The sequence below is a fragment of the Streptomyces sp. NPDC025721 genome (assembly GCF_055558595.1).
Genome location: NZ_JBVHMF010000004.1, coordinates 327277 through 353897, shown reverse-complemented (window position 1 = coordinate 353897; position 26621 = coordinate 327277). Strand labels below are relative to the sequence as shown.

The following is a 26621-nucleotide window of genomic DNA, read 5'->3' as shown; positions in this document are numbered from 1 at the left end:
TTCCCGACGCCACGTGCCCACGCCGTAGATCTGTCAGGGCCATGTCCAGAAACCCCGTTTCATCGGGGGTTTGCGTACATCTGCGCTGATTCGCCGAACACCCTTGCGGGTGTCGGATTCAGCCATTAGTTTACATGGTTAGATAAATTGTGGCGACCGTCACACGGAGATCCCGTATCCCTGAGGAGGGAAAATGAAGGACTTCAGGCCGGAGCTGACATACACCAGCTTCGAGGCGCACATGCACAAGGCCAAAACACCTCTGCAGCTCAAGCATCTCGAGACGGTTGTCCACCACTCGAAGGGCGAGGTGCTGGCCGACCTCGACATGGTCCTGCCGACGCTCTCGGACGACCCGCAGTACCACGAGTACGGCGTCCTGGGGAACGTCAAGGGGGACACCGGCCCGAAGGGCATCGAGCAGGTTCGAGCCAACTACACCGAGATGGTGAACAACGGCTCGTACGTCATCGAGTCGAAGAAGACCCGTGTGGTGGTCGGCGACTACGACATCGTCACCGAGGGCACCTTCCGGCAGATCCTGACCGCCGCGGTCGCCCGCAAGATGGGCTTCGTGGACGACACCTCGCCCGCGAGCCCCTTCTACGTGCTGTCGGCCAGGACCGTCGTCTTCTGGGAGTTCGACGAGAACGACAAGGCCAAGGGCGAGGACCGCTACGTCCTGGACCACCACATCGTCCCGCTGGCCGAGGAGGACCTGCCGGACGACTACCCCGACAAGTTCCGCACCGCGCCGAAGGCCGAGGTCTGAGCACATGACGACACGCACCGAGGGCCGGTCGCTGGAGCAGCGGATCGACGAGCTGGAGGGCCGGGCGGAGTTCGCCGACATCGTCGCGGGCTACTGCGAGGGCACCGACCGCCGCGACATCGACCGCTTCATGAGCATCTGGCACGACGACGCCGAGTACCTGATCCCCGGCGGGCGCGGCGACTTCCACGGCACGGACGAGATCCGCCGCTCGCAGGAGGTCATCGGGAAGGTGTGGAAGGAGACCTATCACTGGACCACCAACCACACGGCCCGCTTCGAGACCCCCGACCGCGCGACCGGCCGCAGCGACGCCATCGCCGTCTGCGTCCACCCGGACGGCAGGATCAGTTGGGTGAGCTGCACCTACCACGACGTCTACGAGCGCCGCGCGGGCGCCTGGAAGCTTGCCCGGCGCCTGGTCGAGCGCTACTTCGTGAGCGCGCCGCAGGACGTCGAACTGCTTCCGCCCTTCTGACCGCAGGACCGCCGACACGGGCCCCATCGTCAAGGAGACGAGATGAGTGCTGGACGAGTGCTGGTGGCCGGGGCCAGCGGGCTCATAGGGGCCGCGGCGATCACCGCCTTCGCCGCCGAGGGGTGGGACGTGGTCACCTTCTCACGACGCCCGCCCGAGGCGGACGGATCCGTACGGTGCCGGCACGTGCCGGTGGACCTCACGGACGGGTCCGCGACCCGCGAGGCCGTCGCCGCGCTGGCACCCCGGCCGACCCACCTGGTCTACGCGGCGGCGTACGAAAAACCGGACCTGGTCGCCGGGTGGTCCGACCCGCGGCAGATGGCGACCAACGAGGCGATGCTCGGCAACGTCCTCGGGCCGCTGGCCGAGGGGGGCGCGCTGCGGCACGCCACCGTCATGCAGGGGACGAAGGCGTACGGCGCCCACCTGCACCCGATCCCGGTCCCGGCGCGGGAGCGGGCGCCGCGCGATGACCACGAGAACTTCTACTGGCGCCAGGAGGACCTGCTCAGGGAGCTGGCCGACCGCCACGCGTTCGACTGGACCATTCTGCGGCCGGTCCAGGTCGTGGGACCGGCGTACGGCGTCTCCTACTGCACACCGCCGGTGATCGGCGCCTTCGCCGCGCTCAGTGCCGCGACGGGCATCCCGTTCGGCTTCCCCGGCGGCACGGTCCACCCGGTCCGCCAGGTGGTGGACGCGCGGCTGGTCGCGGGCGCCCTGGTGTGGGCGGCGACCTCGCCCGCGGCTCGGGGCGAGCACTTCAACCTGACGAACGGCGAGGTGTTCTCCTGGCAGGAGCTCTGGCCGTCCCTGGCCGACGCGATGGGCGTGCCGTGCGCGCCGCCCCGTCCGATGAGTCTGACCGAGGAGCTGCCCCGGCTGGCCGGGGTCTGGCAGGACATCGTGACCAAGCACCGGCTGCGCCCGCTCTCCCTGCTCGACGTCCTCGGCCGGTCGCATCAGTACGCCGACTACACCTTCGGTTACGGCCTGACGACGATGCCGCCGCCCGCGCTCGTCAGCACGGTCAAGGTGAAACAGGCCGGCTACACCCGGGTCCACGACACCGAGGCGACCTTCCGCGACGCGCTGCGGACGCTGGTCGAGCGCCGCGTGCTGCCCGACCTGACGGGAGCCGCCGGGTGAACGCGCCGCCCGCGGCGCGCGAGCCCCGGCTGGTCCTGGCCTGGGGCACCGTGCGCGACGCGTCGTTCCCCGACCGTGTCGCCGCGGCCCGCCGGGCCGGGTACGAGGGGATCGGGCTCGCGATCCCGTACTACCGGGACCTGCTCGCGCGGGGGTGGAAGGACCGCGACCTCGCCGCGGTGCTCGCCGAGTGGGACGTGCGGATCAACGAGGTCGAGGTGCTGTTCGGCTTCCACGGCGCGCCGGGCCGACCGGCGGGTGTCGCCGGCCGTCCTGGTCTGGTCTACGCCGACCCGGAGCTGGAGAGGACCGCCTTCCATCTGGCCGACACCTTCGGGGTGCCCTTCGCGCAGACCGTCGGCACCTTCGACGCCCGGCCGGTCGGACCTGAAGTGGTGGACGCCTTCGGGGAGTTGTGCGACCGGGCGGCGGCGCACGGGCTGAGGGTGGCGCTGGAATTCGTGCCCTACAGCAGCATCCCCGACCTGGCGTCCGGGCTGGCCGTCGTGGCCGGGGCGGACCGTGGCAACGGCGGTCTGTGCGTGGACAGTTGGCACTTCTTCCGCGGTGACCCGGACCTGGGGCTGCTGCGTACGGCGCCGCCGGAGCGCGTGTTCATGGTGCAGTTCAACGACGGCCCGGTGCCGCCGGTCGACCCCGACCGCATGGTCGACGCCGTCCACCACCGGGTCCTGCCCGGCGAGGGCGACTTCGACCTGCGCGCGTTCGTGGCGGCCCTCGACCGGCCGGGCGTCGAGGCGCCGTTCTCGGTCGAGGTCTACTGCGACGCGCTGCGGTCGCGGCCGACGTCCGAGGTGGCGCGGCGGGCGGCGGACGCCACGCGCGCGGTCGTCGCGTCCGCGCCGCGAACCCTCTGAAACGACCCGTGGTGTGACCGTTGACACGTATTGCTTCGCCTGGTTAAGTACACATGGCTAAATAATGGTGGGGATGAGGAGCAGATGAACCCTTACCGTGTCGCCGTCGTCGGTTCGGGACCGGCGGGCGTCTACGCGACCGACGCTCTCGTGCGCGGCGCGCTCGATGTGTCGGTCGACGTCTACGACCGGCTGCCCACGCCGTACGGCCTGGTGCGGTACGGCGTCGCGCCCGACCACCCGAGGATCAAGTCCATCGTGGTCGCCCTGCGGAAGGTGCTCGAACGCGACGGGGTCCGCTTTCTCGGTGACGTCCACGTCGGCCGCGACGTGACGACGCGGGAACTCGCGGAGCTGTACGACGCGGTGGTGTTCGCGACCGGCGCCTCCGTCGGCCGCAGGCTCGCCGTACCGGGGGAGGAGCTGGCCGGGGTCTGCTCGGCCACCGATTTCGTCGCCTGGTACAGCGGCCATCCCGACCACGCCCGCGCGGGGGAGTCCTTCCCGCTGGAGGCGGAGTCGGTGGCCGTCGTCGGCGCGGGCAATGTGGCGCTGGACGTGGCGCGCCTGCTGGTGAAGTCGGCGGCGGACCTGGCGCGGACCGACATGCCGCCGCACGTCCTGGACCGGCTCGCGCGCAGCCGTGTCCGCGACGTCCACCTCGTCTGCCGCCGCGGACCGGAGCACGCGAAGTTCACCGCGAAGGAACTGCGTGAACTGCTCGAACTCCACGATGTCGCGACCGAGTTGGACGCCGGGCTGCTGCCCGCCGGGTCGCAGGACCCGCTGACCGCGGCCAACCTCAAGGTCTTCGCCGACCTCGCCTCCCGTGAGGTGCCCGCCGTCCGGCGCACCCTGCGCTTCCACTTCTGGTCCCGCCCCGTGGAGCTGTTGGGCGACGGCGGCGCCGTCACCGCCGTGCGCCTGGAAAGGACGCGGGAGGCCGACGGCGCGGTCGTGGCGACCGGCGAGGTCACCGATCTCACGGCCGGCATGGTCGTCCGGTCGGTCGGCTACCACAGCACACCGGTCGGCGCCCTGCCGTTCGACGAGGACCTGGGCCGCGTCCCGCACGACGCCGGCCGGGTGCTGGGCCCCGACGGCCGGGCGCTCGACGGTCACTACGTCGCCGGGTGGGCCAAACGCGGGCCGTCCGGGGTCGTCGGCACGAACCGGGCCTGCGCCGCCGACACGGTGGCCGGTGTCGTCGCGGACCTGGCGGCCCGGCCGCCCCGCGGCGCCGGGCCCGACGAGGTCGACCGGGTGCTCGCCGAGCGCGGCGTCAGGCCCGTCACGTACGACGGCTGGCTGTCGATCGACGCGGAGGAGGAGAGCCGCGGCCGGAACCTCGGCCGGGCGCGTACCAAGATCCCCGACTGGGAGACCCTGCGGCACGTCGCCGCCGCGGACGCCGACCGGCCGGACCGGGGCGCGGCCTGACGCGCGGGCGCCCACGACCGCCCGAACCCCGGGCGCACCGGGAGCCGTTCGCCACCGCCCGAACCCCGCCCCACCGGAGGTTCATCACCGCCTGAACCGGCGGGCGTCCAACACCGCCCCCACCGGGAGCCGTTCATCACCGCCCGAACCGGCGGGCGTTCACCACTGTCCCTCTCAACCAGGAAGTCGGCATTCCCATGGCCTACGTCATCCACGGCGCCTGCATCGACGTGCTCGACCGGAGCTGCGTCGAGGTCTGCCCGGTCGACTGCATCTACGAGGGCTCGCGCAAGGCGTACATCCACCCCGACGAGTGCGTGGACTGCGGTGCCTGCGAGCCGGTCTGTCCCGTCACGGCCATCAAGTACCGCGACGAAGTACCCGAGGGCCAGGCCGACTTCGTGGAGGACAACGCCCGCTTCTTCCTCGAACCCCTTCCGGGGCGCGACGAGCCGCTGGGCCACCCCGGCGGCTCGGCCGACCTCGGACCCACCGGTGTCGACACCGCTCTGGTGTCCCACCGCCCGGCGTCGTCGGGGGGCGCCTGACCCCATCCACCTCGGAGGCCCAACCCGCCATGGAGAGCCTGAAGGAAGCACGCGACCAAGACCCGTATCCCTTCTTCGCCGACCGACTCGCCCGCGGTCCCGTCCACTGGGACGAGGGCATGAACGCCTGGATCGTCGTCGGCTACGAGGAGTGCCGGTACATCCAGCTCAACGAGGATCTCTTCGCCCACCCGTACTTCGAACTCAAGGGCGCGGCGGACGTCTACGGGGGACCCAAGGGAGTGCTGCTCCTCCAGGGCGAGCAGCACCACCGCGTCCACAACTTCCTCCTCCAGCACTTCACGCCGACGACGGTCCGCAAGTACCGCACCGCCTTCATCGCGGAGCTGGTGAGCGCCCGGCTCGACGCGATCGAGGGGCGCACCCATGTCGACCTCGCCGCCGAGTTCGCCTCGGTGGTGCCCAGCGACGTCATCGCCGCGCTGCTCGGACTCGACTGGCGCGACGAGGAGTTGATGGCCAAGTGCCGTCGCTGGAACTCCACGATGTTCCGCTGGACCGAGACCTTCGGCGAGGACGAGGAGGCGTACGCGGAGGCGGCCGCCGCGGCCTCCGCCCTCAACGAGGTGCTGCTCCCGGTCATCAGGGCGCGCCGGGACGAGCCGCGCGACGACCTGATCTCGGTGCTGTGGGAGCAGGGGCAGGGCGTGCTGGAGCAGTGGGGCGAGGAGGAGATCCTGGCGCAGGCGCGGGTGCTGTTCTTCGCCGGTACCGACACCACCGCGCACTTCCTGAAGAACGCCATCCACACGCTGCTGAACCACCCCGAGTTGCAGGACCGCATCCGCGGGGACGAGCGCCAGATCGTGGCCTTCGGCGAGGAGGTGCTGCGCTACCTGGCGCCCGTGCAGTTCCGGGTGCGCGTGGCGACCCGTGACGTGGAGGTGGCGGGACGGCTGATCGCCAAGGGCGACCGGGTGCACCCGGTCAACGGGGCCGCGAACCGGGACCCCCGGCAGTTCCACCACCCCGAGACCGTCGACCTGGACCGCGGCAATCTCAAGACGCACGTCGCGTTCAACGTCGGCCCGCGCTACTGCGTCGGCGCGGCGCTCTCGCGCGGCGAGGAGGTCGAGGTGATCTCGCAGTTGCTCGACCGCTACGGGACGCTGCGCTGGGACCGCGACGCGGAACCGGCGCGCTACCGCGGCTACATGCCGCGCTCGTTCAGCCCGCTCAACGCCGTGGTGGCCCCGGCCGAAGAGGCCGCCCCGGCCACTTCCACAACTACCGCCACCGTCAGCGCGGACGCGGACGCCTGCGTGGGCGCGGGGAACTGCGTCCTGGTGGCGCCCTCGGTCTTCGGCCTGGACGACGACGGGGCCGTGGCCGTGCTGCGGGAGCGGATCGGCGCCGCCGACCGCGCCGCGGCGGACGCGGCGGCGGCCGGGTGCCCGGCGGCGGCGATCATCGTGGAGGACTGACGACGCGGACAGCGAAAAGGTGGCCGGGCCCCGAGGGCCCGGCCACCGTCGTACGCGGCTGACGTACCGTCAGATCGCGGCCACGCGGCCCGATCGCGCGGACGCCTCGGCGAAGTCCACGACGGTCGTGTCCCGGACCGAGCCGAGACGGTCCCGCTGGGCGATGATGTCGTCCAGCCGCAGCGCCGTGCTCCCGGTGATCTCGTCCGCGGGCGTCCACTCCCGCATGCGGGACACCGTCGGGCCGTGGACGACGAAGACCTGGCCGGTGATCCCCCGCGAGTGCGCGCAGCCGAGGAAGGCCGTGAGTGCGGCGACGCTCTCGGGGTCCCACTCGTCGGCCGCGCCCTCGGCGGGCGCCATGCCCTCGACGACGCCTTCGGTCATGCCGGTCCGGGCGCGCGGGCAGATGGAGTTGGCGCGTACGCCGTAGCGTGCCAGCTCGCGCGCCGCGACCTGGGTGAGGGCGACGATGCCCGCCTTGGCGGCCGAGTAGTTGACCTGCCCGAAATTGCCGTAGAGCCCGGCCTCCGAGGACGTGGTCACCACGGCGGCGTCGACCGGCTCGCCGGACGCCTGGTGCAGCGCCTTCCAGTGGGCGGCGGCGAAGTGCAGGGGACCGGCGTGGCCCTTGAGGTGGACGGCCATCACCGCGTCCCACTCGGCCTCGGAGATGTTGACGATGGTGCGGTCCCGGATGATGCCCGCGTTGCAGACGAGGAAGTCGAGCTTTCCCCGGACGCCGGCCGCCTGGGCGATCAGCCGCTCCGCGCCGTCCCAGGTGGAGATGTCGTCCCCGTTGGCCTCGGCGCTGCCCCCGGCCGCGCGGATCTCCTCGACGGCCTCGTCGGCGGCCGGCCGGCCCTCCGGCGTACGGCCCACGTCGTTGACCACCACATGCGCGCCCGCCCGTGCGAGCGCCCGCGCCTCGGCGCGCCCGATGCCCTGGCCGGCCCCCGTGACGACGGCGACCTTCCCCTTCAGCTCGTCCATTTCTCGCCCTTCTCCTCCGTGCTCGTGCGGCTCGGTCCGCGAGATGTGCCCCCGGGTGATCAGCGTGAACAGCGTGATCAGGAGGCACTGAAACACATTTGCTTAGCCAGGTAAAGAGATTGACGCGATCCATTGCGCTCGGTTTAAGACGATGTTACACATGGCTAACCACTTCCCGTGAACGGCCTCCGCTTCGCCGTCCGCACAGTTCGCGACGAGAGGAAAGAGCATGGCCGCTGCTCCCGCGCCGACGACGAGGACCGACCGCGAGGCGTACTACCGCGAGCACGGATACTGGACCTCCGAGCGTCTCGGATGGTGGGTGTTCGACGTCGCCGAGCGCACCCCGGACCGCGAATTCCTGGTGATCGGCGACCTTCGGCTGACGTACGGCGAATTCGCCGCGTGGGCCGATGTGCTCGCCGCGCACTTGGTCGAGGCGGGAGTCGTTCGCGGCGACCGCGTCATGATCCAGCTGCCGAATCTGGCGGAGGCGCTGCTGGGCCAGGTCGCCGCCTTCCGGATCGGCGCGGTCAACGTCCCGGTCGTGCCGATCTACCGCGAGCACGAGATGGCGCACATCGTCAACGACTGCAAGCCGCGCGCGGTGATCTCGATCGCGGAGAACCGCGGCAGGCGCCCCGCCGAGGAGCTGGACGGCATCCTGGAGGGCGCCACCTGGGGGCCGGTCGCCCGCTTCTGCGTGGACCTGGAGGAGCCGCGGCCCGGCTGGCGCGCCTTCCCCGGCCGGGACGACCGGCGGCCCGCCGTCTCGCTCCCCGACCCGCTCGAACCCGACCGGTGCTGCCTGATGCTCTACACCTCGGGGACGACCTCCGCGCCCAAGGGCGTCGAGCTGACGGGCCAGGGATTCGTGTCCAACGCGCGCAGCATCCGGCACACCATGTCGCTGAGCGCCAAGGACGTCTTCTTCTGCGCCTCGCCCCTGTCCCACCTGGCCGGTTTCAACGCCGGGGTCGTCTGGCCCGCGTCCATGGGCGCCAAGATCGTCGTGATGCCGGTCTGGAACGGCGCGGAGGCGGCCCGGATCATCGAACGCGAACGGTGCACCTTCACCACCGCCGCCTCGGTGTTCCTCCACGACCTGGTCGCGGCCCACCGCGAGGGCATCGGCGCCGGCCACCCGATCTCGGTGTTCATGTCCGGCGGCGCGGCGACCGTACCCGACCTGATCCGGGAGGCGGGCGAGGTCGGGATCACCGCGCTGCGCGGCTACGGCATGACGGAGACCGGCGGGGGAGTCTCCTGGGTCGCCCCCACCGAACCGCTCGACATCAGGGCCGAGTACGACGGCGCCGTCGTCCCCGGCAGCGAGATCCAGGCCGTCGACGCCGAGCGCCGGCCGCTCCCGCCCGGCGCGGAGGGCGAACTGCGGATCAGGGGTCCGCAGGCCCTCATCGGCTACACCGACCCGGCCCTCACCCGCGAACAGCTCGACGAGGAGGGCTGGTTCTACACCGGCGACCTCGGCCGGGTCGACGCGCGCGGTCTGGTCCGCATCACCGGCCGTACCAAGGACATCATCAACCGCGCGGGCGAGAAGTTCTCCGCCCGCGACATCGAGGAACTCATCCAGCGGCACCCGGCCGTCGACATGGCGGCCGTGGTCGGACTGCCCGACCCGCGGCTCGGCGAGGTCGTCGGCGCCTTCGTCACCCTCGCCGCGGGCGAGAAGTGGCCGGGCGACGCCGAGATGACGGCGTACCTGGACCGGGCCAAGCTCGCCAAGCAGAAGATCCCCACCTCGTGGCAGGTGCTCCCCGAGCTGCCGAGAACCGCCTCGGGCAAGATCCAGAAACACGAACTGCGCCACACGAACCCCACGACGAACAGGAGGAGTTGAGCCGTGACCCGCCCCGACCGCACCCCGGTCATCGCCGCCGTCGGACTGTCCGACGGTCCCAAGGCGCCCCATCTCGACGCGCTCGGCCACCAGGCCCAGGCGATGCAACGCGCGCTGGCCGACTCCGGCCTGCGCAAGGACGACATCGACGGCTTCGGCTGCGCCGAGGCATGGATCCCCGGCGTCCCCGGCGTCGACCTCCCCGAGACCGCGGAGTACCTGGGCCTCGACCCGCGGTGGATCGAGGGCACGTACACCGGAGGATCGGCCTACGAGTTCCAGATCCAGCACGCCGAGGCCGCGATCCGGTCCGGCATGGCGGACACGATCCTCCTCACCTACGGCAGCGACCTGCTGACCCGGATGGGCCGGAGCCTCGGCACGGCGTACGGCCGCAGGCCCGTCGGCGGCGCGGCGTACGAGGAGCCGTACGGCAAGACGACGGTCGCCGCGTACGCGATGGCCGCGCGGCGCCACATGTACGAGTACGGCACCACGCCGGAACAGCTCGCCAGCGTCGCCGTCGCGGTCCGTGAACACGCGGCCCACAATCCGCAGGCCATATACCGCAAGCCGCTGACCGTGGACGACGTCCTCGGCTCCCGGATGATCGCCGACCCGCTGCACCTGTTCGACTGCTGCGCGATCACCGACGGCGGCGGCGCCGTCATCGTCACCACCGAGGAGCGCGCCCGCGACCTCAGGCAGCCGTACGTCTCGATCCTGGGCACGGCCGCCCGCCAGAACCACTGGAACATCTCGCAGGCGCCGGACGTGACCACCACGGCGGGAGCCCGCTCCGGCCCCGACGCCTTCGCGCGCGCCGGACTGACCCCGGCCGACGTGGACATGGCCATGCTCTACGACAGCTTCACCATCACGGTCATCCTGCTGCTGGAGAGCCTGGGCTTCTGCGAGCCGGGCGAGGGCGGCCCCTTCGCCGAGGAGGGCAACCTCCGGCTCGGCGGGAAGCTGCCCGTCAACACCGACGGCGGCGGCCTGTCCGCCTGCCATCCGGGACTGCGCGGGATCTTCCTGCTGATCGAGGCGGTCAGACAACTGCGCGGCCAGGCCGGTGAGGTGCAGGTGCCGGACTGCGAGGTGGCGCTCGCGGCCGGCTCCGGCGGCTGGTTCTCCACGATCGGCGTCACCATCCTCGGGAAAGGCAGATGAGGCAGATGGCAACCGAGAACATCCGCGGCCCACAGGGGACCCTCGACGTCATCGACGTGGCCGACACCTGGGCGAAGCCGGTCCCCGAACTCGACCCGGTCAGCGCCACCTACTTCCGCGCCGCCCAGGAAGGCACGCTGCTGATCCAGCGCTGCCCGTCCTGCCACGCCACGCAGCACTACCCGCGGCTGATCTGCCGCGTCTGTGCGGCGACGCCCGAGTGGGAGGCGGCGAGCGGGCGGGGCACCGTCTACACCTACACCGTCGTCCGGCAGGCGGGCATGCCCGGATTCGACGAGGACGCGCCGTACGTGATCGCGCTGGTCGACCTCGACGAGGGGCCGCGCATGATGGGGAACATCACCGACTGCCCCGTGGACGAGGTCCGCGTCGGCCAGCGCGTCCAGGCGTATCAGTTGCGGATCGCCGACGGGATCGGCCTGCCCCAGTGGCGGCCCGAGGCCACCTCCGGCTGAGACCGCGCCACGCGACCGAGGCCACCTCCGGCTGAGACCGCGCCACGCGACCGAGGCCGGGTCCGGCCGAGGCCGCCCCCGACCGAGAGCACCTCCGGCTGAGCCCGCTCGCGGCTGAGCCCGCCCACCCTCCCCGTGACGCGCGTACGCGCCGTCGCCGGCGATCCATCATTTCACTTCGTTAAGGAGCCTGTTGTGCACAGATCCCTCTTCGGCGTCGGCGTCCTGGCGCTCGCCGCCACGATGTCGCTCGCCGCCTGCGGCTCCAACGGCGGGGGCAGCACCTCCGGCGGTGGCGGCGGCAAGACCCTGGTCATCGGCTTCGCCGCCCCGCTCACCAGCGGCAACGCGGCAGTGGCCGAGCAGATGGTCAACACGGCCAAACTGGCCGTGAAGACGATCAACGCGGACGGCGGCGCGGGCGGCCGGAAACTCTCCCTCAAGGTCTACGACGACAAGCTCACCGCCGACGAGTCGGCCAAGGTCGCCCAGCGGGCCATCACGGTCGACAAGGCCGGGGTCATGATGGGCGGCTACACCAGCATCGAGGGACTGGCGATCCGCAAGATCGTCGAGCCGCGCAAGATCGTCTTCATCAACTCCTCGACGATCTCACCCGCCCTGATGGACGGCGCGAAGTACACCTTCCGCACCACCGTCGACCAGAGCGACTACCCGGTCCAGATGATCGACCTGCTCAAGTCGCTCGGCTACAAGCACCCGGTGGTGACCGCGGACGACGGCCCGACCGGATCGACGCTGTGGAAGCCGATCGTCGACCAGGCGAAGCAGGCGGGCATGGACCCGGGCGACACCGTGCACTACACGCTGGGCGCGACCGACCTGACCTCGGCCGTGACCAAGCTGAAGGGCGAGCACCCGGACGCCGTCGTCCACATCGGCTCCGCGGCGGCCGACGCGGGACTCATGCTCAAGACGATGGCGGAGGCCGGGGTCAACGTGCCCGTCGTCGGCTTCGGCTCGCTCATCGCGCCGGACGCCCTGAAGATCGGCGGCGACGCGTACACCAAGCTCCCGGCGATCTACACGCTGGCCAACCAGCAGCCGTCCAAGCCGGAGTACCAGGACTTCGTCAAGGCGTACGCCACCGAGTACGGCGGCAGCGCGGACGCGCTCGCGCTGGGCCTGGCGGAGCAGGCGGGCGCCACCTGGGACGCCTTCACCGTCCTGAAGAAGGGGCTCGACGCCACCGACGGCGACACCGACGGGGACAAGCTCGCCAAGGCGATCGACGCGATCACGCCCTTCGCGGGCGCCGCGGGCAAGGACGGCTCGCTGATCAACTTCGGTGACGGACGCGACGGATTCAGCAAGTCGCTCGTGGCCTTCCAGTTCGTCGGCGGCAAGCCCAAGGAACTGGCGAAGCAGCCCTCGTGACCCGGCGCGACCCGGTCGACGCGCCGGGCCCCACACCCCGGGGCCCGGCGCTCGACGCCCAGGACGTCCGGCGGATCACCGCCCTGCTCACCGCGTACTGCGACAGCGTGGACACCGGTGACTTCGCGCGCTTCGCCCGCCTCTTCCGCGACGGCACCTGGCTGGGAATGCCCGGCGCCGACGTCGAGGACTGGATGCGGGAGAACGTCCTCACCTACGACGGCGCCACGCACACCCGGCACCGCGTGCACGACATCAGCCTGGCACCCGGCGGTTCGCGGGACGAGGCGTACGGGACCTGCGGCATCGAGGTCACCCAGCGGTTCCCCGGTGAGCGGGCCCTGCTCGTCACCCGCAACACCTACGCCGACCGGTTCCGCCGCGTGGACGGCCGGTGGCGGTTCGACTCCCGGGCGATCACGCGGCGGCAGCCCGGCGACGACTCCCGGCACCGGCGCCGGGGGAGCGGCCGGGACGACAACCAGAAGGGACGAGGCACGTGCGGATCTTCGACGGCCTGACGGATCTGGCCGACTCCGGAGGCGAGGATCTGGGGGCCAGCGACTGGATCGCGGTCGACCAGGAGCGCATCGACGCCTTCGCCGACGTGACCGGGGACCACCAGTGGATCCACGTCGACCCGGACCGCGCGGCCTCCGGCCCCTTCGGGCGGACGGTCGCCCACGGCTACCTGACCCTGTCGCTGCTCGCCGAACTCACCACCCGGCTCTACCGCGTCGACAACGTCTCCTTCGCGGTCAACTACGGCCTGGACCGCGTCCGGTTCGTCACGCCCGTGCTCGAAGGCTCCCGGATCCGCGCCACGGCGCGGCTCGCGGAGGCCGCACGCCTGGACGCGGCCGTCCAGGTGAGGCTGGAGAGCACCATCGAGATCGAAGGGTCACGGCGCCCGGCCGCGGTCGTCACCTCACTCGCCCGCTACATCGCCTGAGCCGGGCAGCGTGCGAGGCGCGGCGGACCGGGACAGGACATCGCGATGGACCTGCGCGTCGCGCCGCACCGGCTGTGCCCCTTCTGCGACCGGCGGCGGGAACTGCCGGGCGGCCGGTGATCCGGGGGCGCTCTCTGCGGAGCGCCCCCGGATCACCGCGGCTGTACGGCTGTACGTCATACGGCTGCGGCTGCGGCTGCGGTCTACGGCTCGACCGTCTCGATCGCCTGCGCCGGGCAGCCCACTTCGGCCTCGCGGACGTCGTCCCACGTCGCCTCGGGCGGCTCGTCGGCCAGCAGCCGCACGATGCCGTCCTCGTCGCGCTGGTCGAAGACGCCCGGCGCGGTCAGGACGCACATGCCGGAGCCGCAGCACTTGTCGGTGTCGACGTGGACACGCATGAGGCGTTCCTTTCGTTGCGGAGCGGCGGGGTTCACCAGGCGAGCGGGAGCGCGTGCAGCCCGTAGACGGCCATCTCGTGGCGGAAGCGCAGCTCTTCGAAGGGGACGGCCAGGCGCAGGCCGGGGAACCTCTGGAGTACGGCGGGCAGCGCGACGCGCAGTTCGAGGCGGGCGAGCGGCTGGCCGAGGCACTGGTGGACGCCGAAGCCGAACGCAAGGTGGCGGCGGGCGCCGGGGCGGCCGAGGTCGAGCAGGCCGCCCTCGGGGAAGGCGTCCTCGTCCCGGTTGGCGGCGCCGATCATGCACAGGACGCCCTCGCCCGCCCGTATCCGCGTGCCGCTGACCTCCACGTCCTCGACGGCGACCCGGCCGATCCCGTTGTGGACCACCGTCATGTAGCGCAGCAGCTCCTCGACGGCGGTGTCGAGGGCGGAGCCGTCGCCGTCCTCGTCGAGCCGGGCCGCCTCGTGCAGCCGCGCGGCCTGGGCGGGCTCGCGCAGCAGGGCGAGGACCGACAGGGAGGTCATGTTGGCGGTGGTCTCGTGCCCGGCCACCAGCAGCAGCCGGCCCATCGACGCGATCTCGTCGTCGTCCAGGACGTCCTGCTCGGCGAGGCGGCTGATGATGCTGTCGTCCGGCGCGGCCCGCTTGGCGCGCGCCAACCCGGCGAGATAGGCGCCCAGTTCGTCCTGCGCCGCGGCGACCTCCCGCGGCGGCGCGTCGGTGCGCAGCATCGTGCTGCTGCACTGCTGGAAGAAGGCGTGGTCGGCGTAGGGGACGCCCAGCAGCAGGCAGATGACCATGGAGGGCAGCGGCAGCGCGAAGTCGGCGACCAGGTCCGCGGTGCGGTCGGCGCGGGCGGCCATCCGGTCCAGCAGGTCGTCGGTGACCTGGCGTACGGCCGGTCGCATCTCGGCGACCTTGCGGATCATGAAGTCGGCGGTGAGCATGCGGCGCAGCCGGGCGTGGTCCGGGTCGTCCATCCGGATGAAGGTCGGCCGGTCGGTGGCGAGCGTCCGCAGGCCGGCCGAGAGGAACGGGAAGCCGGGCCGCCTCGCGTCCGAGCTGAAGCTCCGGTCCCGCAGCACGGAGCGGATGTCCGCGTGCCGGGTCACCATCCAGCACGACGTGCCGTCCCACAGCCGGACGCGGCTCAACCCCTCCTCGCCTCGGGCCTGTTCGTAGGCGGGCGGTGGGGCGAAGGGGCACGTCCCTCGGGCGGCGGGGGCGGTGACGGCAACGGGCGGGTGCGCGGCGGTGGCCATGACGGGACACTCCTGTCTTGCCGGTGCGGAAGGTGCCAGAGCGGTGCCAGGGGCAGCAGAGGTCAGTGCCTGTAGCACTAAGTGCCGTAGGCAACTAACTTGGTGTCGAGGCTAGTTCGCTCTCCGCACTCGCCGGTAGGGCGGATTCGGGCCGTTTCACGCCGATGCGACCCGGTGGTCACGCCTTCGGTGACGGGACGTCACGCCCCGAACGGGGCGCCCGCTTGAGGTCGGCGCGGCGGCCCCGACCGGCGACGCCGCGCCGTGCCGTCGCGCACCCGCGCGCGTCGCGCCGACCGCCGCCCGGCGCCGTCCGAAACGCATCGGTACGCGGTCGGGTGCGGCCGTTCGGCGTGGCCGCCGTCCGTGGCCGCCGTGCGTGGCCGCCGTCACTCCGGGAGCGTGCGCCGCCGGACGTGGGTCACCGGAACCGTTGTGGCCAGGGCCGCGCGATGGGCGGGCGGGGCCGCGAGGGGGGTGAGGTGGAGCGGGGCGCGGGGCCAGTCCCGCACGGTCGGCGCCGTGGCCAGCGCAGTGCTGACGTCGATCGCCGCGGGAGGAGCCGACAGGCCGTGGCCGGTCAGCTTCATCGCCGCCTCCTTGCGCACCCAGGCGTCGAGGAACGCCTCCGGGCGCGCGCCGGGCGGGAGTTGGTCGTACGCGGCGCGCTCGGCGGGGGTCAGGGTGAGCGCCGCGAGGCCGTCCGCGTCACGGTCCGCGTCGAGTTGGTCGAGATCCGCGCCGATCAGGCCGCTGCCGACGACCGCGATCAGCAGCCACTCGCGGGTGTGCGAGACGGAGAAGTCGAAGGCGGCGTCCGTCACTCGGGGGCGGCCGTGCCGGGGCGCGCCGCACAGCCCGCAACCCCGCTCGACGGCCACCTCGGCCGGTGGCACGCCCAAGTAGCTTCCTACGACGAGCCGTTGGGCCGCCCGCGAGGTCAGCAGCGTATCGGCCGCCGCGCCCTCGCCGAGCACCTGCCACCGCTCCCGCTCCTCGGCGCCGAGCAGACCGGCCCACGCCGCGCGCCGCCGCACCGGCACCAGCCACACCTCGCAGGTCCCGGCGACGGGCGCAGCGAGGGCCCTTCCGGCCGCGACCGGCCCGGTCTCCAAGGGGCTCGCCGCCAGAGGCGTGGGGACGAGCGGTCCGGCCGCGGCCCGCCCCGCCGCCTCCGGCCCGCTCATCCGCCGCTCCGTCCCGTCGCGGCGCCGACGGCCCCGGCGTCGACCGCCCCGGCGTCGACCGCCCCGGCGTCGGCCGGTGCGAGGTCCATGCCGGACCCGTCCGTCGACGCCGGTGCCGGCAGCACCGTCAGCAGATGCGTCACCGCCGTCGCCAACTGCGCGTCCAGGCCGGGCTGCGGCCCCGCCGGGACCACGGCGACCGTGATGTCCGGCTCGACCCCGCGGTTCTCCAGCCCCGCCCCGACCCCGCGGAAGTAGTAGCAGAATTCGGGCTGGGTGGTCACCGTGCCGTCGACCAGCCCGTGCCGCGGCCAGGTGGCGATCGTGCCGCCCCACGTCCGCGTGCCCACCAGCGTGCCCAGGCCGCGCTCGCGGAACATATGGCCGAAGATCTCGCCGTCGGAGCCGGTCTGTTCGTTGATCAGCGCCGCCATCGGACCGCGCGGCGACTCCAGCGGATACGGCACCGCGCCGCTCCACCGGCCGTGCTCGGTACCCGTGCGGCTGCGCGCGAGCCGGTCGAGGAGCAGCGGAGAGACATGGCCGCCGCCGTTGAACCGCACGTCGACCACCAGCCCCTCCCGGTCCAGACCGCCGAGGAACTGCCGTACGAAGTCCGCGTATCCGGTCCTGAACATGTCCGGCACGTGCAGATACGCGAGCCTGCCGTCGGAGACGGTGTCCACGTACGCGCTGTTGCGGGCCACCCAGTCCAGGTAGCGGGCGCGCGCCTCGCTGCGGGCCGCGCGGACCACCACCCGGCGCGGGACGGCGCCGCCGCGCAGCACGGTCAGTTCGACCTCGCGGCCCGCGAGACCGGTGAGCAGTTCCGCCGGGCCGCCGGGCCCCACGAGGTGCCCGTCGACCGCGGCGATCTCGTCGCCCGGCCGGATGTCGACGCCCGGCCGGTCGCAGGGCGAGGTGGCGTCGGGGTTCCACGGGTCGCCGCGCAGCACGTGCGCGATCCGCCACCGGCCCTCGGCCTGCGGCGCGGGCTCCCAGTCCACACCGAGGAAACCCTGCGCCTCACCGCTCGGCGCGCCGTAGTCGCCGCCGCGCTCGTACGCGTGCGAGGTCGCCAGCTCGCCGTGCAACTCCCAGACCAGGTCCGAGAGTTCGGCGCGGGTCGCGACCCGGTCGAGCAGCGGCAGATAGCACCGGTGCACCGCGTCCCAGTCGATCCCCGACATGTCGGCGTTCCAGAAGCTCTCGCGCTGGAGCCGCCACGCCTCCCGGAACATCTGCCGCCACTCCGCGGCAGGGACGAACGGGATCTTGACCCGGTCCAGGTCGACCCAGCCGGTGGGCCGCCCCGGCGGGGCGATGGGCGAGTCGAAGTCCTCCACGGCCTCCTTGGGCGCGCCCGCGGGCACCACGCGCAGCCGGTGGTTGTGCCGGTAGAGCAGCGCCGTGCCGGTGCGGTCGGTGCTGATCTCGTCGACCGGCCCGAGATAGTCCTCGGTCACGTCGCCGGTCGCCAGGTCCACCAGGGTGACGCTGCCCTCCTGTTGCTGCTGCGGGTCGTCCGGCTCGGGCGCGCTGAGCGGTACCGACAGCAGCAGCACGCAGTCGGGCAGACCCAGCACCGCCGCGTACCGGCCCTCGGGGACCGGCAGCGGGACCAGGCGCCGTTCGATACCGGTGAAGTCGATGGCGACCGGCCCTTCCGGATCGCCCTCGTCGTACCCGTCGGGGGAGTACGCGCCGCCCGCCGACTGCTGCGGCGGAGCGAACGGCGGCTGCCGGTCGGCGGTCAGCGGCACCGCGTACGGCCGGGCGCCGAAGGGGAAGCCGATCTCGAACTGGACCTGGTCGTGCTCGGGCGTCAGGTCGCGCTGTCCGACGAAGTACAGATAGCGGCCCGCCGGGTCGAAGGACGGCAGCGCGTCCCGCAGCACCGGTCGGGTGATCCGCGAGGTGCGTCCGGTGTCCACCTCGGCGACCTTGATGGCCGTGCTCCTGGGCGTGTCCGGATAGGTGTAGGCGAGCCAGCGGCCGTCGGGCGACCAGGCCAGATCCTCGATCCGCTCATGGGCACTGGTGTCGAGCAGCCGCGGCTCCAGCTTCGGCCGGTCGGTGTCGACGCTCCACAGCTCCTGCCGGTTGGTGGCGAAGGCGACCTGCCCGGTGGCGGGCGAGGCGGCCAGCGCGGTGACATAGCCCAGGTCGGCCAGCGGCACGCCGAGCAGTTCCGCGCCGCCCTCCGCGGGCAGCAGCACCAGCCGCTCACCGGGCCCCGAGTCGCCCGCGACCGCGACCAGCCGCTCGCCGTCGGCGAGCCAGTTCAGCAGCCGGTAGCGGACACCGTCCGGGCGCCCGTGCCGCCGTACCGGACCCGACCAGGGCGCGAGCGTGAACGCCTTGCCGCGGGCGGTGACCGCGAGGGTCTGCCCGTCGGGGCCGATCCGCGCGCCGTCCAGGAAACCGGTGGCCGACACGATACGGCGCTGGTGCTGGACGCCCGAGGGGCCCAGCTCCACCCGCAGCCGCCGGGTGCCGCCGCGCGCCGGGTCCAGCACGTGCAGGACCGCGCCGCTGTGGTAGACCAGCCGGCGGCCGTCGCTGGACAGACCGCGCGCGTAGTACTCGTCGTGGTCGGTGTGCCGGGTCAGACCCGTGCCGTCGGAGTGGCAGGAGTAGACGTTGCCGGTGCCCTCGTGGTCGCTGATGAAGTAGATCCGGTTGCCGACCCAGCAGGGGTCCGCCGGATTGCCCGCGGGCAGCGCGAGCCGCCGGTACGCGCCGGATCCGTCGTCGTCCACCCAGAGTTCACCGGCCGCGCCGCCGCGGTAGCGCTTGCGGCGCGCCGGGTCGGCGATGCTCCGGCCGATCACCGAACCGCCGCCGGGCCCGTACGACACGGACGCGGCGGGGCCCGCCTCGACCAGCCGCGGCGGGCCGCCGTCGGGGTGCACGGCGAACAGCCGGAAGCCGAAGCCCTCGGGCTGGCCCGCGGTGCTCGCGTACAGGATCTCGCCGGTCAGCGGGTGCCAGCCGGTGACCGTGCACCGGCCCGCCTGGTGGGTCAGCCGGCGGACGGGGCCGCCGGAGACCGAGGTCAGGCAGACCTCGGTGAGGCCGTCGGGGGAGCCGGTGAAGGCGACCTGGCGGCCGTCGGGCGAGAGCCGGGGGCCCGCGCACGCGGTCGTGCCCGCGGTGAGCCGCCGCGCGGTGCCGCCCTCGGCGGACACCGTCCACAGGTCGTCCTCGCACACGAAGACCACGGTGTCGCCCACGATCGTCGCGTGGTGCAGATAGCCGCCTTCCGCGGCGCGGGCGCTCATGACGGCTGGGACGACGTGGAGCGGATACGGGCGGCGATCGCACGGCGCCGGTCGGCGACCTGCTCGCGCCGGCGGTGCACGTCCTGCTCGCTCTCGGTCCAGTAGCAGGCGGTGCGCCACTCGCCGACGGTGTAGGAGTCGTACGCGCAGCGCACCCGCCGCTGCTCGGTGAGTTCACCGGACGACACCAGCATCGTGTTGTGCTCCAGGACCTGGTTGACGACCACCCGCATGTTCAACTCCGCGCGGATGTACGCGTGCGCGGCGGTCACGGCGGTCGCGCCGTACGGGCCCCGGCACTCCGGCAGCACGCCGAAGGACAGCTCACAGGTCTGGCCGGGCCAGTCGATCGAGGTGATCCAGGCGAAGCCGACGGTCGCGCCGCGGGAGTCGCACATGGTGAACATCCGCTTGACGTCGTGCTCACGCGTGAGGGTGCGGCGCTGGTTGGCGGTGAGCGCGTCGTCGTCGCTGACGACCGCGAAGTCGGTGAGATTCGCCTGGAAGCGCGACTCGCGCAACAGGGCGGTACGCGTGGGGATGTCGTCCTCGGTGAAATGCCGGACGGTCACGAACGGCATGGGTCAGCCCTCCTCGGTGGCGCAGTAGACCAGCACGTCGTGGTAGCCGCCGGTGTGGAAGACATGGCCGGGCAGCCGGCCGGCGCCGGTGAAGCCGCAGGCTTCGAGCGCGGGCACGGCCGGTGAGCCGTCGGGGACCTCGGCGACATACGACGTGCACCGGCGGTAGGTGCGCAGGAAGGCGAGCAGGGCGGCCAGCGGCTCCGGGTCGGCGGACGTGGTCGCGACCCAACCCTGGCGCGGCTGCGCGGGGTTGGGCACGTATCCCAGCAGCACGTCCCCGGCCTGGAGCACCTGCGCTCCGGTACGGGCCAGCTCGCGGGCGAGCAGCGGGCCGTTCTGGGTGACCGGGTCGAGGCCGAGGAAGCCGCGGGCGGCCTGCGGCGCGGCGCTCAGCCGTGCGGCGGCCTCGGCGGTGCCGAGCAGGGTCAGGTCAGCCATGGCGGGTCGCTCCCCAGATCTGTCGGGCCACCGGGCGGCCGTCCAGCCACAGCGCCCGCGGGATGTCGGCCTCCGGGCTCAGCCCCGCGTCACGCAGCAGGGCGTCGCGCGGGAGCCCGTCGGGCAGCGGCACGGCCGGGGTGACCCAGCCGAAGACCCGGCTCAGGCCGAGCACCCGGAAAGCGTGGTCGAGGGCGGCCTTCAGCAGCGGCTCCGCGCTGGTCTCCGCGCCGGAGCGCAGACCGATCTCCAGCCGCGCCCTGCGGTGCACCCAGTCCAGGGCGGCGAGCCGGACGAAGCCGGTGCCGGGCACGACGCACAACTCGTCGTCCTGGCCCGGCGCTCCGTCCTCGCCGGGACCTTCCGGCGCCGGCACCCGGGCCGGTTCCGCCAGGACGGGCCTGCCGGGCACGGACAGGCCGAGCAGCTCGCCCGGCAGCCAGTGGCCGGTGAGCAGGGGCAGGTCGGCGCCCCGGTATCCGCGCAGCATCATGACGTGGGCTCCCAGATCCGGGAGAGGAAGACGGAACCGCGGCGGTGTCCGTCGTGGACGACGTGTCCGGTCAGGACGCCTTCCTCGGTGAAGCCCGCCAGGCGGGCGGCGGTCAGGCCCCGGTCGTCGAACTCGTGGACGACGACGGCCAGTCGGACCACCTCGCGCTGCCAGCGCAGCGCCCGGACCAGCTCGCGGTACGCCGACGCCCAGGCGTCCGTGCGCAGCCGTGAGGTCAGCCGCAGGTGCAGCACGTAGTGGCAGGCGTGCTCGGCGCCCATCGCCTCCAGGGCGTACAGGCCCACGGGCCGTCCGTCGGCGCTCAGCAGCCGGGTGTCCTCGTCCAGCAGCGCGAGGATCTCCCACTGCGGGCGGGTGGCGGGGCGGGCGGTGCGGAAGTAGAAGTCGGACTCGGTGAAGAGGTCGAGTACGGCGTCGTGGTCGGCCTCCGTGACCGGCCGGGCGGACCACGCGAAGGACGCGGGCGCGGGAGCTGTCGCGGGGGCGGGGACGGACGCCGTGGCCGGTCGCGCCGTCAGGTCCGTGGCGGTCATGTCCGTCCCTTCCGCGCAGCCAGGTCGTGGGTGATGTGCAGCCGCTGGATGTTGCTGGTGCCCTCCATGAACTCGAAGGCGAGCACGTCCCGGCTCCACTTCTCCAGCAGCGGGTGCTCGATCAGCGCGCCGGGGCCGAGCGCCCGGGCCGCCCAGTGCGTGGTGCGCACCGCCAGATCGGTGGTGTGCAGCTTCGCCATGGACGGCGGCCGTACGACGTCGGGCTGGAGGTCGACGGCCGCGGCGGACTCGTACAGCAGCGCCGTGGCCGCGTCGAGCCGGGCGGAGACCACCTCGTGCCCCGACCAGCCGGGACGCTGCTCGGTCACGTAGTCGCGGGTGCCGAGAGCGGTGCCCAGGGCCAGGGCGGCGATCTGGAGCCGCATCGCGTTGAAGGTCCTGCTGATCCCCCACAGACCGCGCCGGGAGGCGGGCAGGTGGGCGCCGAGCAGCATCTCGCGCGGCACGGGCACCTCGTCGAGGTCCAGCCGGCAGATCCGCGCGCCGCGCAGACCGATCATGTCCAGCGGCTCGCCGTGGAAGCCGGGCGCGGGCTGCCGGATCAGCGCGCCGCGGATGGAGAGCGGGCTGCGGCCGGTCCTGGCGAAGACCACGCCGATCGCGCCCCGGGAGGCGTTGCCGACGTAGCGCTTGGAGCCGGAGAGCAGGTAACCGTCGGCGGGGTCGCCCGCCGCGTCGAACCTGCTCTCCATCGCCGTGGCGTCGGTGCCGTGCTCCGGTTCCGTCATGCCGAAGAAGGTCCAGGCGCGACCGTCGGCGATGGTGTCGTAGAACAGTTCGCGCTGTGCCTCGTTGCCCAGGGTGTCGACAGCGACGCCGGCCAGGGAGGGACCGGTGTTGGCGCTGAGCACCCCCGCGTCGCCGCGGGCCAGTTCGACGCTGGCGACCACGCGGGACAGGCAGGTGTCGGAGTAGCCGCCGTCGTCCACGGCGGAGCCGGTGCGGTAGTCCTTGGGGGTGGAGGCGGACCTGACCAGCGCCATGACGGGCAGGTCGAGGTGGGCCGTGCCGGCCGGGTCGGCGTCGACGGCCAGGGCGTGGGCGCGCAGTTCCCGGCCCGCTTCCCGGCACTGTTCGCGCAGCTCCCGCAGCGGGGTGTCGAGGGGGATCATGGCTGTACGTCCTCCCGGTCGGTCCAGCAGTCCGCCGCGAGCCGGCCGACGTACGCGGCGCGCACCGGTCCGTCGGCGAGGTAACCGGAGGCCCCGAAGAGCTTGGCGGTGTCCCAGTCGAGCGCGGTGATCCGGTCGTGCGCGTCGGCCACGGCCGCGGGGACGCGGTGGGCGACGAGCAGGAGTTGGCGTACGGCGTCGAGTGCGGTCATGACGTCGGCGACGGTGCCGAGCACGAGTTGTTTGCGGATCAGGGGCTCGCCGCCGCCCACCCGTCCGGACAGGTGGGCGACCGCGTCGTCGAGGAGCCTGCGGGACACGCCCACCCGTACCGCGCCGAGCAGCGCGGCGAATACGGTGCGGCGGTCGTCGGGCCCGTCGTACGAGGCCGGTGCGGCGGATTCTGCGGGCCGGTGGGGCCACGCCACGAAGGCGACGCCCTCCATTTCCGCGAGGCGGTGCGGCACGACCTCGGCGCCCGTGGGCACCCGGCCCGCCGGGAAAGCGGCGACGCGTCCCGCGGGAGCGCCGACCTCCACCGTGCGCAGCGCCAGCTCCAGGCCGGGCGTGAACCCGCCGTCATGGGCCGCCGCTTCACACGCCACGAGCGTGTCCCTCATCGAATCCTCCGTTGGGCCGTGCCGTGTTCGGCTAACCGGCGACCCGCGTGAGGTCCAGCCGGATTTTGATGTAGTCGGCAAAGGAGCCTGCGGACTGGAATACCTCGGGTTCGAGAGTGTCGGGGTCGACTTCGAGGCCGATGGTGTCCTCAAGGCTCATGAGGAGTTCGACAAAACGCATGGAGTCGATCTCCAGGTCTTCGAGAATCCTGGTATCCGCGCTGAATTCGGGGAGCGGCCGGTCCAGGATCACGGAGAGGGAATGCTGAAGGTGCTCGATAATCTCGGCGTGTTCCACCGGACTTTCCCCTTCCCTGGGAGAAGTGGGCCCGAGCGGTCGGCCGTCCGGCCCTGGGGGAGGGCTGCCCGCCGGCAGGGCGCCGGCCGCCTGATGGCGGACGCGGCGCCTTGCCGGCGACGGACGTCACACGGCCGTGAGCTCAGACATGTTGCAGGTCCGAGATCAGGCGGCCTTGGACGCGGCCTTCACCGCGGCCTTGACGGCCGCCTTCGACGCGGCCTTGCTCGCAGCCTTGCTGGCCGCCTTGGACGCGGCCTTGGTCGCCGACTTGTCAGCGGCCTTGACGGCAGCCTTGCTGGCGGCCTTGGACGCGGCCTTGACGGCGGCCTTCACGGCGGTCTTGGACAAAGGAACCACACCTTCCATGTAAGGAAATTCGGGACCCGAGTGGGCCCCGGATGCCGGATCTGGTTTCTCCGACACCATGAGATTCCCGGACGGCGCAACTCCCGTCAACCCTTGCCGGGTTGCACCTGGTCGAATCCCGATGGCAGCTTTTTGCCGTCAACAAGCGGCCACCGTGAAACGCTGCCGTTATTCCCGTTCGGGCCTGATGCTGGGAGGTGATTCACGGGCCCGCGCGAATGCGGCCGGGCCGGTCCCACTCACGGTTTGGAAGGAGGGCGGGATGCCCGAGGTGAGAAGCGCGGACCTCTGCTGGGGGCAGCGGTACCACTGGCTGAGGTACCAGCAGGTGCCCGCGGGCGCTCGTCACGACGCGCACATCGTCACCAACTACCCGCTGCCGCAGGGACTCTCCCTGACGGGCCTGCGGTCCGCGCTGGCCTATCTGGTGCGCAGGCACGAGGGGCTGCGCACGGTCTTCGACGCACACGCCAGGCCGGGCCCGAGACAGCGGGTCGAGCCGCCGGGGCCGATGCCGCTGCTGGTCGCCGCCACCGAGCAGGACGGTACGCCGGGACCCGCGGCGGTCATCGCCGAGATGTCCACCACCGAGTTCGACCCGGAACGCGAGTGGCCGATCAGGGCCTGCGCGGTCACCACGGGCGGAGTGCCGCGCACGCTGGCGCTCGTCCTCAACCACACGGCGTTCGACGACTGGAGCATGCAGCTCTTCCAGCGCGACTTCGAGGCACTGCTCGGCACGCTCGCCACCGGCCGCCGGGCGCAGTTGGGGCCGGTCGCGTACCAGCCCGCCGACCTCGCCGCCATCGAGGCGCGGCCGTCGCCGGAGCGGGCGCAGATGCTGCGCTATTGGCGGCGGGCGGTGCCCGAGCTGCCCGCCGACATGTTCGTACGGCGCCGTGAGCCGGCCGTGCCCGACGGCGTCGCCGCCTTCGGGGCGACGCTCACCTCGCCCGCGCTGCTCCCCGCCGTCCGCGAGATCGCCGCCCGGCTGCGGGTGTGGCCCTCCGCGGTGCACCTGGCGGCGTACGCGGTGGCCATGGCCACGTACACCGGGGAGCGGACGGTCACCCACCGCTGGCTGACCAGCCACCGCCAGGACGGACCCCGGATGTCCGTGCTGACGTGCATGTTCTCGCCGGCGCTCGTCTCGGTCGACCTCGGCGGCGACCCCGGATTCGCCGAGGTGGTCGCGCGGGTCGCCGCCGCGCTGGAGACGGCGCAGGAGCACGCGTACGCGCCGTACGACGAGATCGTGGAGCTGGTCGCCCAGGACGCCTTCCGGCGCGGCGCGCCGATCAGGACCTCCTCCGAGGTCAACTTCCTCAACCACGGGACCAAGAGCTGCGGCACCCGCAAGGAGCGCCTCCTGCGGACACCGGAGCCGACCGCGTGGGCGCTGTCCGAGACCGACACCTATCTGCGGGTCGGGGAGTGGGACGACGGGGTCACCGTCGGCCTCAACGCGCGGGCCGACGTGATGGACGCGGCGGCCGTCGAGCACTTCCTGCGCGGGTACGGGCGGCTGCTGGAGGCGCACCGCGACGCGGCCGTCGACCTGCGGCTCGACGAGGCCGCCGCGCTCTTCGACTTCGCCGCCCCCGCCCCGCGTCGCCTGGCCCGGCTCGGACCCGACGCGGTGGACCTGGACGCGACCGAGCGCGTGCTGCTGGCGCATCCGGCGGTACGGTCCGCGCGGGTGTCCGTGGAAGACGGCCGGCTGCTCGCCGAGGTCACCACGGAACGGCCCCTGGACGAGCGGGAGTTGCGGCTGCACTGCCTGGACACCGGCTCCGCGCTGCCCGGTGCGCGCCGCCCCGACCTCTTCCGGGTGACGGCCGGGGAGGGCGCCCGCGCGGCGCGTACGGAAGCGGTGGCCGCGGACGCGCTGGCCGCCGTCGTCGCCGAGGTCAACGGGCTGGCCGCCGTGGACCTCGACGCCTCCTACACGGTGGCGGGCGGCCGGATGCTGCGCGCGCCGCGGGTCCTGACCGAGCTGCGCGCCCGCGGCTGGGAGGGCGCCGATCTGAACCAGCTCGGCGGCACCCGGCCGCTGTCGGGCCTGGCCCACGGACTGACCCCGGTCCAGGAGCCGACCCCGGAGTTGACCCCGGCCTGACACCCTTCCGCCCGGCCGCTGTCGACCGCGCCGCCCTCGCCACGGACCACCCGCGGCGAGGGCGGCGCGGCCATGCCGGGACCGCTCCGCCGTACCGCTCGCGGCCATGTCGGGACCGCTCCGCCGTACCGCCGTTCCGCGCGCCGCCGTACCGCGCCCGTGACATCCGGGACCGGCCCGCGCACGCCGCCCCCGCAACCCACGGCGGGGGGGGGGGGGGGGGGGGGGGGGGGGGGGGGGGGGGGGGGGGGGGGGGGGGGGGGGGGGGGGGGGGGGGGGGGGGGTACTCCCGGGAACGGGAGTGGGT

Annotated in this window: 27 protein-coding genes; 14 read left to right on the top strand and 13 right to left on the bottom strand. The window is 72.9% G+C overall.

What is annotated here, in order from left to right:
• Window positions 1-193 precede the first annotated feature (193 nt).
• From ACZ4EF_RS09445 to ACZ4EF_RS09415, 7 genes are all read left to right on the top strand, one after another.
• Window positions 194-772 (top strand): hypothetical protein, encoded by a 579-nt coding sequence (locus ACZ4EF_RS09445; protein WP_355342444.1) that lies wholly within the window; start codon window positions 194-196, stop codon window positions 770-772.
• 4 nt (window positions 773-776) lie between these two features.
• Window positions 777-1250, top strand: a complete 474-nt coding sequence (locus tag ACZ4EF_RS09440; RefSeq protein ID WP_467345972.1) for a nuclear transport factor 2 family protein — start codon at window positions 777-779, stop codon at window positions 1248-1250.
• A gap of 42 nt (window positions 1251-1292) precedes the next feature.
• A complete protein-coding gene (locus ACZ4EF_RS09435; protein ID WP_467503658.1) occupies window positions 1293-2402 on the top strand; it encodes an NAD-dependent epimerase/dehydratase family protein in 1110 nt (369 codons plus the stop codon).
• Window positions 2399-3280: a sugar phosphate isomerase/epimerase family protein gene (locus ACZ4EF_RS09430; protein WP_467503656.1), complete on the top strand. Its 882-nt coding sequence runs from the start codon at window positions 2399-2401 to the stop codon at window positions 3278-3280. Before ACZ4EF_RS09435 ends, ACZ4EF_RS09430 begins: the two co-directional genes overlap by 4 nt.
• A gap of 84 nt (window positions 3281-3364) precedes the next feature.
• Window positions 3365-4720 (top strand): FAD-dependent oxidoreductase, encoded by a 1356-nt coding sequence (locus ACZ4EF_RS09425; RefSeq protein ID WP_467503654.1) that lies wholly within the window; start codon window positions 3365-3367, stop codon window positions 4718-4720.
• 197 nt (window positions 4721-4917) lie between these two features.
• Entirely contained in the window at window positions 4918-5268 is a 351-nt protein-coding gene (gene fdxA / locus ACZ4EF_RS09420; RefSeq protein ID WP_355342430.1) for a ferredoxin, read from the top strand.
• Window positions 5269-5297: 29 nt separating this feature from the next.
• A complete protein-coding gene (locus ACZ4EF_RS09415) occupies window positions 5298-6713 on the top strand; it encodes a cytochrome P450 (protein WP_467503652.1) in 1416 nt (471 codons plus the stop codon).
• A 69-nt stretch (window positions 6714-6782) separates the two neighbouring features.
• Here ACZ4EF_RS09415 and ACZ4EF_RS09410 read toward each other — a convergent pair whose 3' ends face one another.
• Window positions 6783-7706 carry an SDR family NAD(P)-dependent oxidoreductase gene (locus tag ACZ4EF_RS09410; protein WP_355342424.1) on the bottom strand — a complete coding sequence of 308 codons (924 nt, stop codon included), beginning with the start codon at window positions 7704-7706 and terminating at the stop codon, window positions 6783-6785.
• A gap of 229 nt (window positions 7707-7935) precedes the next feature.
• On the opposite strand from ACZ4EF_RS09410, the gene ACZ4EF_RS09405 reads away from it, so the two are divergent.
• The 6 genes from ACZ4EF_RS09405 to ACZ4EF_RS09380 all read left to right on the top strand — a co-directional run bounded on the left by ACZ4EF_RS09405 (window position 7936) and on the right by ACZ4EF_RS09380 (window position 13569).
• The gene (locus ACZ4EF_RS09405; RefSeq protein ID WP_467503649.1) at window positions 7936-9570 is read left to right on the top strand and encodes a class I adenylate-forming enzyme family protein; all 1635 of its coding nucleotides are present in this window, start codon (window positions 7936-7938) and stop codon (window positions 9568-9570) included.
• Window positions 9571-9573: 3 nt separating this feature from the next.
• Entirely contained in the window at window positions 9574-10743 is a 1170-nt protein-coding gene (locus tag ACZ4EF_RS09400; RefSeq protein ID WP_401308602.1) for an acetyl-CoA acetyltransferase, read from the top strand.
• Window positions 10740-11219, top strand: a complete 480-nt coding sequence (locus tag ACZ4EF_RS09395) for a Zn-ribbon domain-containing OB-fold protein (RefSeq protein WP_355342415.1) — start codon at window positions 10740-10742, stop codon at window positions 11217-11219. Before ACZ4EF_RS09400 ends, ACZ4EF_RS09395 begins: the two co-directional genes overlap by 4 nt.
• A gap of 195 nt (window positions 11220-11414) precedes the next feature.
• Window positions 11415-12617, top strand: a complete 1203-nt coding sequence (locus ACZ4EF_RS09390; RefSeq protein WP_391046030.1) for an ABC transporter substrate-binding protein — start codon at window positions 11415-11417, stop codon at window positions 12615-12617.
• Complete coding sequence (locus ACZ4EF_RS09385) at window positions 12614-13138, top strand: nuclear transport factor 2 family protein (RefSeq protein WP_467503646.1); 525 nt, start codon at window positions 12614-12616, stop codon at window positions 13136-13138. Before ACZ4EF_RS09390 ends, ACZ4EF_RS09385 begins: the two co-directional genes overlap by 4 nt.
• Window positions 13117-13569 (top strand): MaoC family dehydratase, encoded by a 453-nt coding sequence (locus ACZ4EF_RS09380; RefSeq protein WP_467503644.1) that lies wholly within the window; start codon window positions 13117-13119, stop codon window positions 13567-13569. Before ACZ4EF_RS09385 ends, ACZ4EF_RS09380 begins: the two co-directional genes overlap by 22 nt.
• 203 nt (window positions 13570-13772) lie before the next feature.
• Here ACZ4EF_RS09380 and ACZ4EF_RS09375 read toward each other — a convergent pair whose 3' ends face one another.
• From ACZ4EF_RS09375 to ACZ4EF_RS09320, 12 genes are all read right to left on the bottom strand, one after another.
• Window positions 13773-13970, bottom strand: coding sequence for a ferredoxin (locus ACZ4EF_RS09375; RefSeq protein ID WP_188284234.1), 198 nt, complete (start codon window positions 13968-13970; stop codon window positions 13773-13775).
• 32 nt (window positions 13971-14002) lie between these two features.
• Window positions 14003-15235 (bottom strand): cytochrome P450, encoded by a 1233-nt coding sequence (locus ACZ4EF_RS09370; RefSeq protein WP_391046026.1) that lies wholly within the window; start codon window positions 15233-15235, stop codon window positions 14003-14005.
• A 389-nt stretch (window positions 15236-15624) separates the two neighbouring features.
• Entirely contained in the window at window positions 15625-16422 is a 798-nt protein-coding gene (locus tag ACZ4EF_RS09365) for a 4'-phosphopantetheinyl transferase family protein (protein WP_467503641.1), read from the bottom strand.
• A complete protein-coding gene (locus ACZ4EF_RS09360) occupies window positions 16419-19706 on the bottom strand; it encodes a S41 family peptidase (RefSeq protein WP_467503639.1) in 3288 nt (1095 codons plus the stop codon). Before ACZ4EF_RS09360 ends, ACZ4EF_RS09365 begins: the two co-directional genes overlap by 4 nt.
• Window positions 19703-20287, bottom strand: a complete 585-nt coding sequence (locus ACZ4EF_RS09355; RefSeq protein WP_355342394.1) for a GNAT family N-acetyltransferase — start codon at window positions 20285-20287, stop codon at window positions 19703-19705. The genes ACZ4EF_RS09360 and ACZ4EF_RS09355 overlap by 4 nt, the downstream gene beginning before the upstream one ends.
• Window positions 20288-20290: 3 nt before the next feature.
• Window positions 20291-20728, bottom strand: coding sequence for a GNAT family protein (locus ACZ4EF_RS09350; RefSeq protein WP_355342391.1), 438 nt, complete (start codon window positions 20726-20728; stop codon window positions 20291-20293).
• The gene (locus ACZ4EF_RS09345) at window positions 20721-21221 is read right to left on the bottom strand and encodes a GNAT family N-acetyltransferase (protein ID WP_355342388.1); all 501 of its coding nucleotides are present in this window, start codon (window positions 21219-21221) and stop codon (window positions 20721-20723) included. Before ACZ4EF_RS09345 ends, ACZ4EF_RS09350 begins: the two co-directional genes overlap by 8 nt.
• Entirely contained in the window at window positions 21218-21775 is a 558-nt protein-coding gene (locus tag ACZ4EF_RS09340; RefSeq protein WP_391163053.1) for a GNAT family N-acetyltransferase, read from the bottom strand. Before ACZ4EF_RS09340 ends, ACZ4EF_RS09345 begins: the two co-directional genes overlap by 4 nt.
• Window positions 21772-22908 (bottom strand): acyl-CoA dehydrogenase family protein, encoded by a 1137-nt coding sequence (locus ACZ4EF_RS09335; RefSeq protein WP_355342382.1) that lies wholly within the window; start codon window positions 22906-22908, stop codon window positions 21772-21774. Before ACZ4EF_RS09335 ends, ACZ4EF_RS09340 begins: the two co-directional genes overlap by 4 nt.
• Window positions 22905-23528, bottom strand: coding sequence for an acyl-CoA dehydrogenase family protein (locus ACZ4EF_RS09330; RefSeq protein ID WP_355342379.1), 624 nt, complete (start codon window positions 23526-23528; stop codon window positions 22905-22907). Before ACZ4EF_RS09330 ends, ACZ4EF_RS09335 begins: the two co-directional genes overlap by 4 nt.
• A gap of 31 nt (window positions 23529-23559) precedes the next feature.
• Window positions 23560-23826, bottom strand: coding sequence for an acyl carrier protein (locus ACZ4EF_RS09325; protein WP_188284224.1), 267 nt, complete (start codon window positions 23824-23826; stop codon window positions 23560-23562).
• 165 nt (window positions 23827-23991) lie between these two features.
• A complete protein-coding gene (locus ACZ4EF_RS09320; protein WP_355342376.1) occupies window positions 23992-24177 on the bottom strand; it encodes a hypothetical protein in 186 nt (61 codons plus the stop codon).
• A gap of 280 nt (window positions 24178-24457) precedes the next feature.
• On the opposite strand from ACZ4EF_RS09320, the gene ACZ4EF_RS09315 reads away from it, so the two are divergent.
• Entirely contained in the window at window positions 24458-26314 is a 1857-nt protein-coding gene (locus ACZ4EF_RS09315) for a condensation domain-containing protein (protein WP_467503635.1), read from the top strand.
• Window positions 26315-26621 lie beyond the last annotated feature (307 nt).

Coding starts and splice junctions, on each gene's coding strand:
- ACZ4EF_RS09445 (WP_355342444.1), top strand. CDS start 194: ATGAAGGACTTCAGGCCGGAGCTGACATACACCAGCTTCGAGGCGCAC.
- ACZ4EF_RS09440 (WP_467345972.1), top strand. CDS start 777: ATGACGACACGCACCGAGGGCCGGTCGCTGGAGCAGCGGATCGACGAG.
- ACZ4EF_RS09435 (WP_467503658.1), top strand. CDS start 1,293: ATGAGTGCTGGACGAGTGCTGGTGGCCGGGGCCAGCGGGCTCATAGGG.
- ACZ4EF_RS09425 (WP_467503654.1), top strand. CDS start 3,365: ATGAACCCTTACCGTGTCGCCGTCGTCGGTTCGGGACCGGCGGGCGTC.
- fdxA (WP_355342430.1), top strand. CDS start 4,918: ATGGCCTACGTCATCCACGGCGCCTGCATCGACGTGCTCGACCGGAGC.
- ACZ4EF_RS09415 (WP_467503652.1), top strand. CDS start 5,298: ATGGAGAGCCTGAAGGAAGCACGCGACCAAGACCCGTATCCCTTCTTC.
- ACZ4EF_RS09410 (WP_355342424.1), bottom strand. CDS start 7,706: ATGGACGAGCTGAAGGGGAAGGTCGCCGTCGTCACGGGGGCCGGCCAG.
- ACZ4EF_RS09405 (WP_467503649.1), top strand. CDS start 7,936: ATGGCCGCTGCTCCCGCGCCGACGACGAGGACCGACCGCGAGGCGTAC.
- ACZ4EF_RS09395 (WP_355342415.1), top strand. CDS start 10,740: ATGAGGCAGATGGCAACCGAGAACATCCGCGGCCCACAGGGGACCCTC.
- ACZ4EF_RS09375 (WP_188284234.1), bottom strand. CDS start 13,970: ATGCGTGTCCACGTCGACACCGACAAGTGCTGCGGCTCCGGCATGTGC.
- ACZ4EF_RS09370 (WP_391046026.1), bottom strand. CDS start 15,235: ATGGCCACCGCCGCGCACCCGCCCGTTGCCGTCACCGCCCCCGCCGCC.
- ACZ4EF_RS09365 (WP_467503641.1), bottom strand. CDS start 16,422: ATGAGCGGGCCGGAGGCGGCGGGGCGGGCCGCGGCCGGACCGCTCGTC.
- ACZ4EF_RS09360 (WP_467503639.1), bottom strand. CDS start 19,706: ATGAGCGCCCGCGCCGCGGAAGGCGGCTATCTGCACCACGCGACGATC.
- ACZ4EF_RS09355 (WP_355342394.1), bottom strand. CDS start 20,287: ATGCCGTTCGTGACCGTCCGGCATTTCACCGAGGACGACATCCCCACG.
- ACZ4EF_RS09350 (WP_355342391.1), bottom strand. CDS start 20,728: ATGGCTGACCTGACCCTGCTCGGCACCGCCGAGGCCGCCGCACGGCTG.
- ACZ4EF_RS09345 (WP_355342388.1), bottom strand. CDS start 21,221: ATGATGCTGCGCGGATACCGGGGCGCCGACCTGCCCCTGCTCACCGGC.
- ACZ4EF_RS09340 (WP_391163053.1), bottom strand. CDS start 21,775: ATGACCGCCACGGACCTGACGGCGCGACCGGCCACGGCGTCCGTCCCC.
- ACZ4EF_RS09335 (WP_355342382.1), bottom strand. CDS start 22,908: ATGATCCCCCTCGACACCCCGCTGCGGGAGCTGCGCGAACAGTGCCGG.
- ACZ4EF_RS09330 (WP_355342379.1), bottom strand. CDS start 23,528: ATGAGGGACACGCTCGTGGCGTGTGAAGCGGCGGCCCATGACGGCGGG.
- ACZ4EF_RS09315 (WP_467503635.1), top strand. CDS start 24,458: ATGCCCGAGGTGAGAAGCGCGGACCTCTGCTGGGGGCAGCGGTACCAC.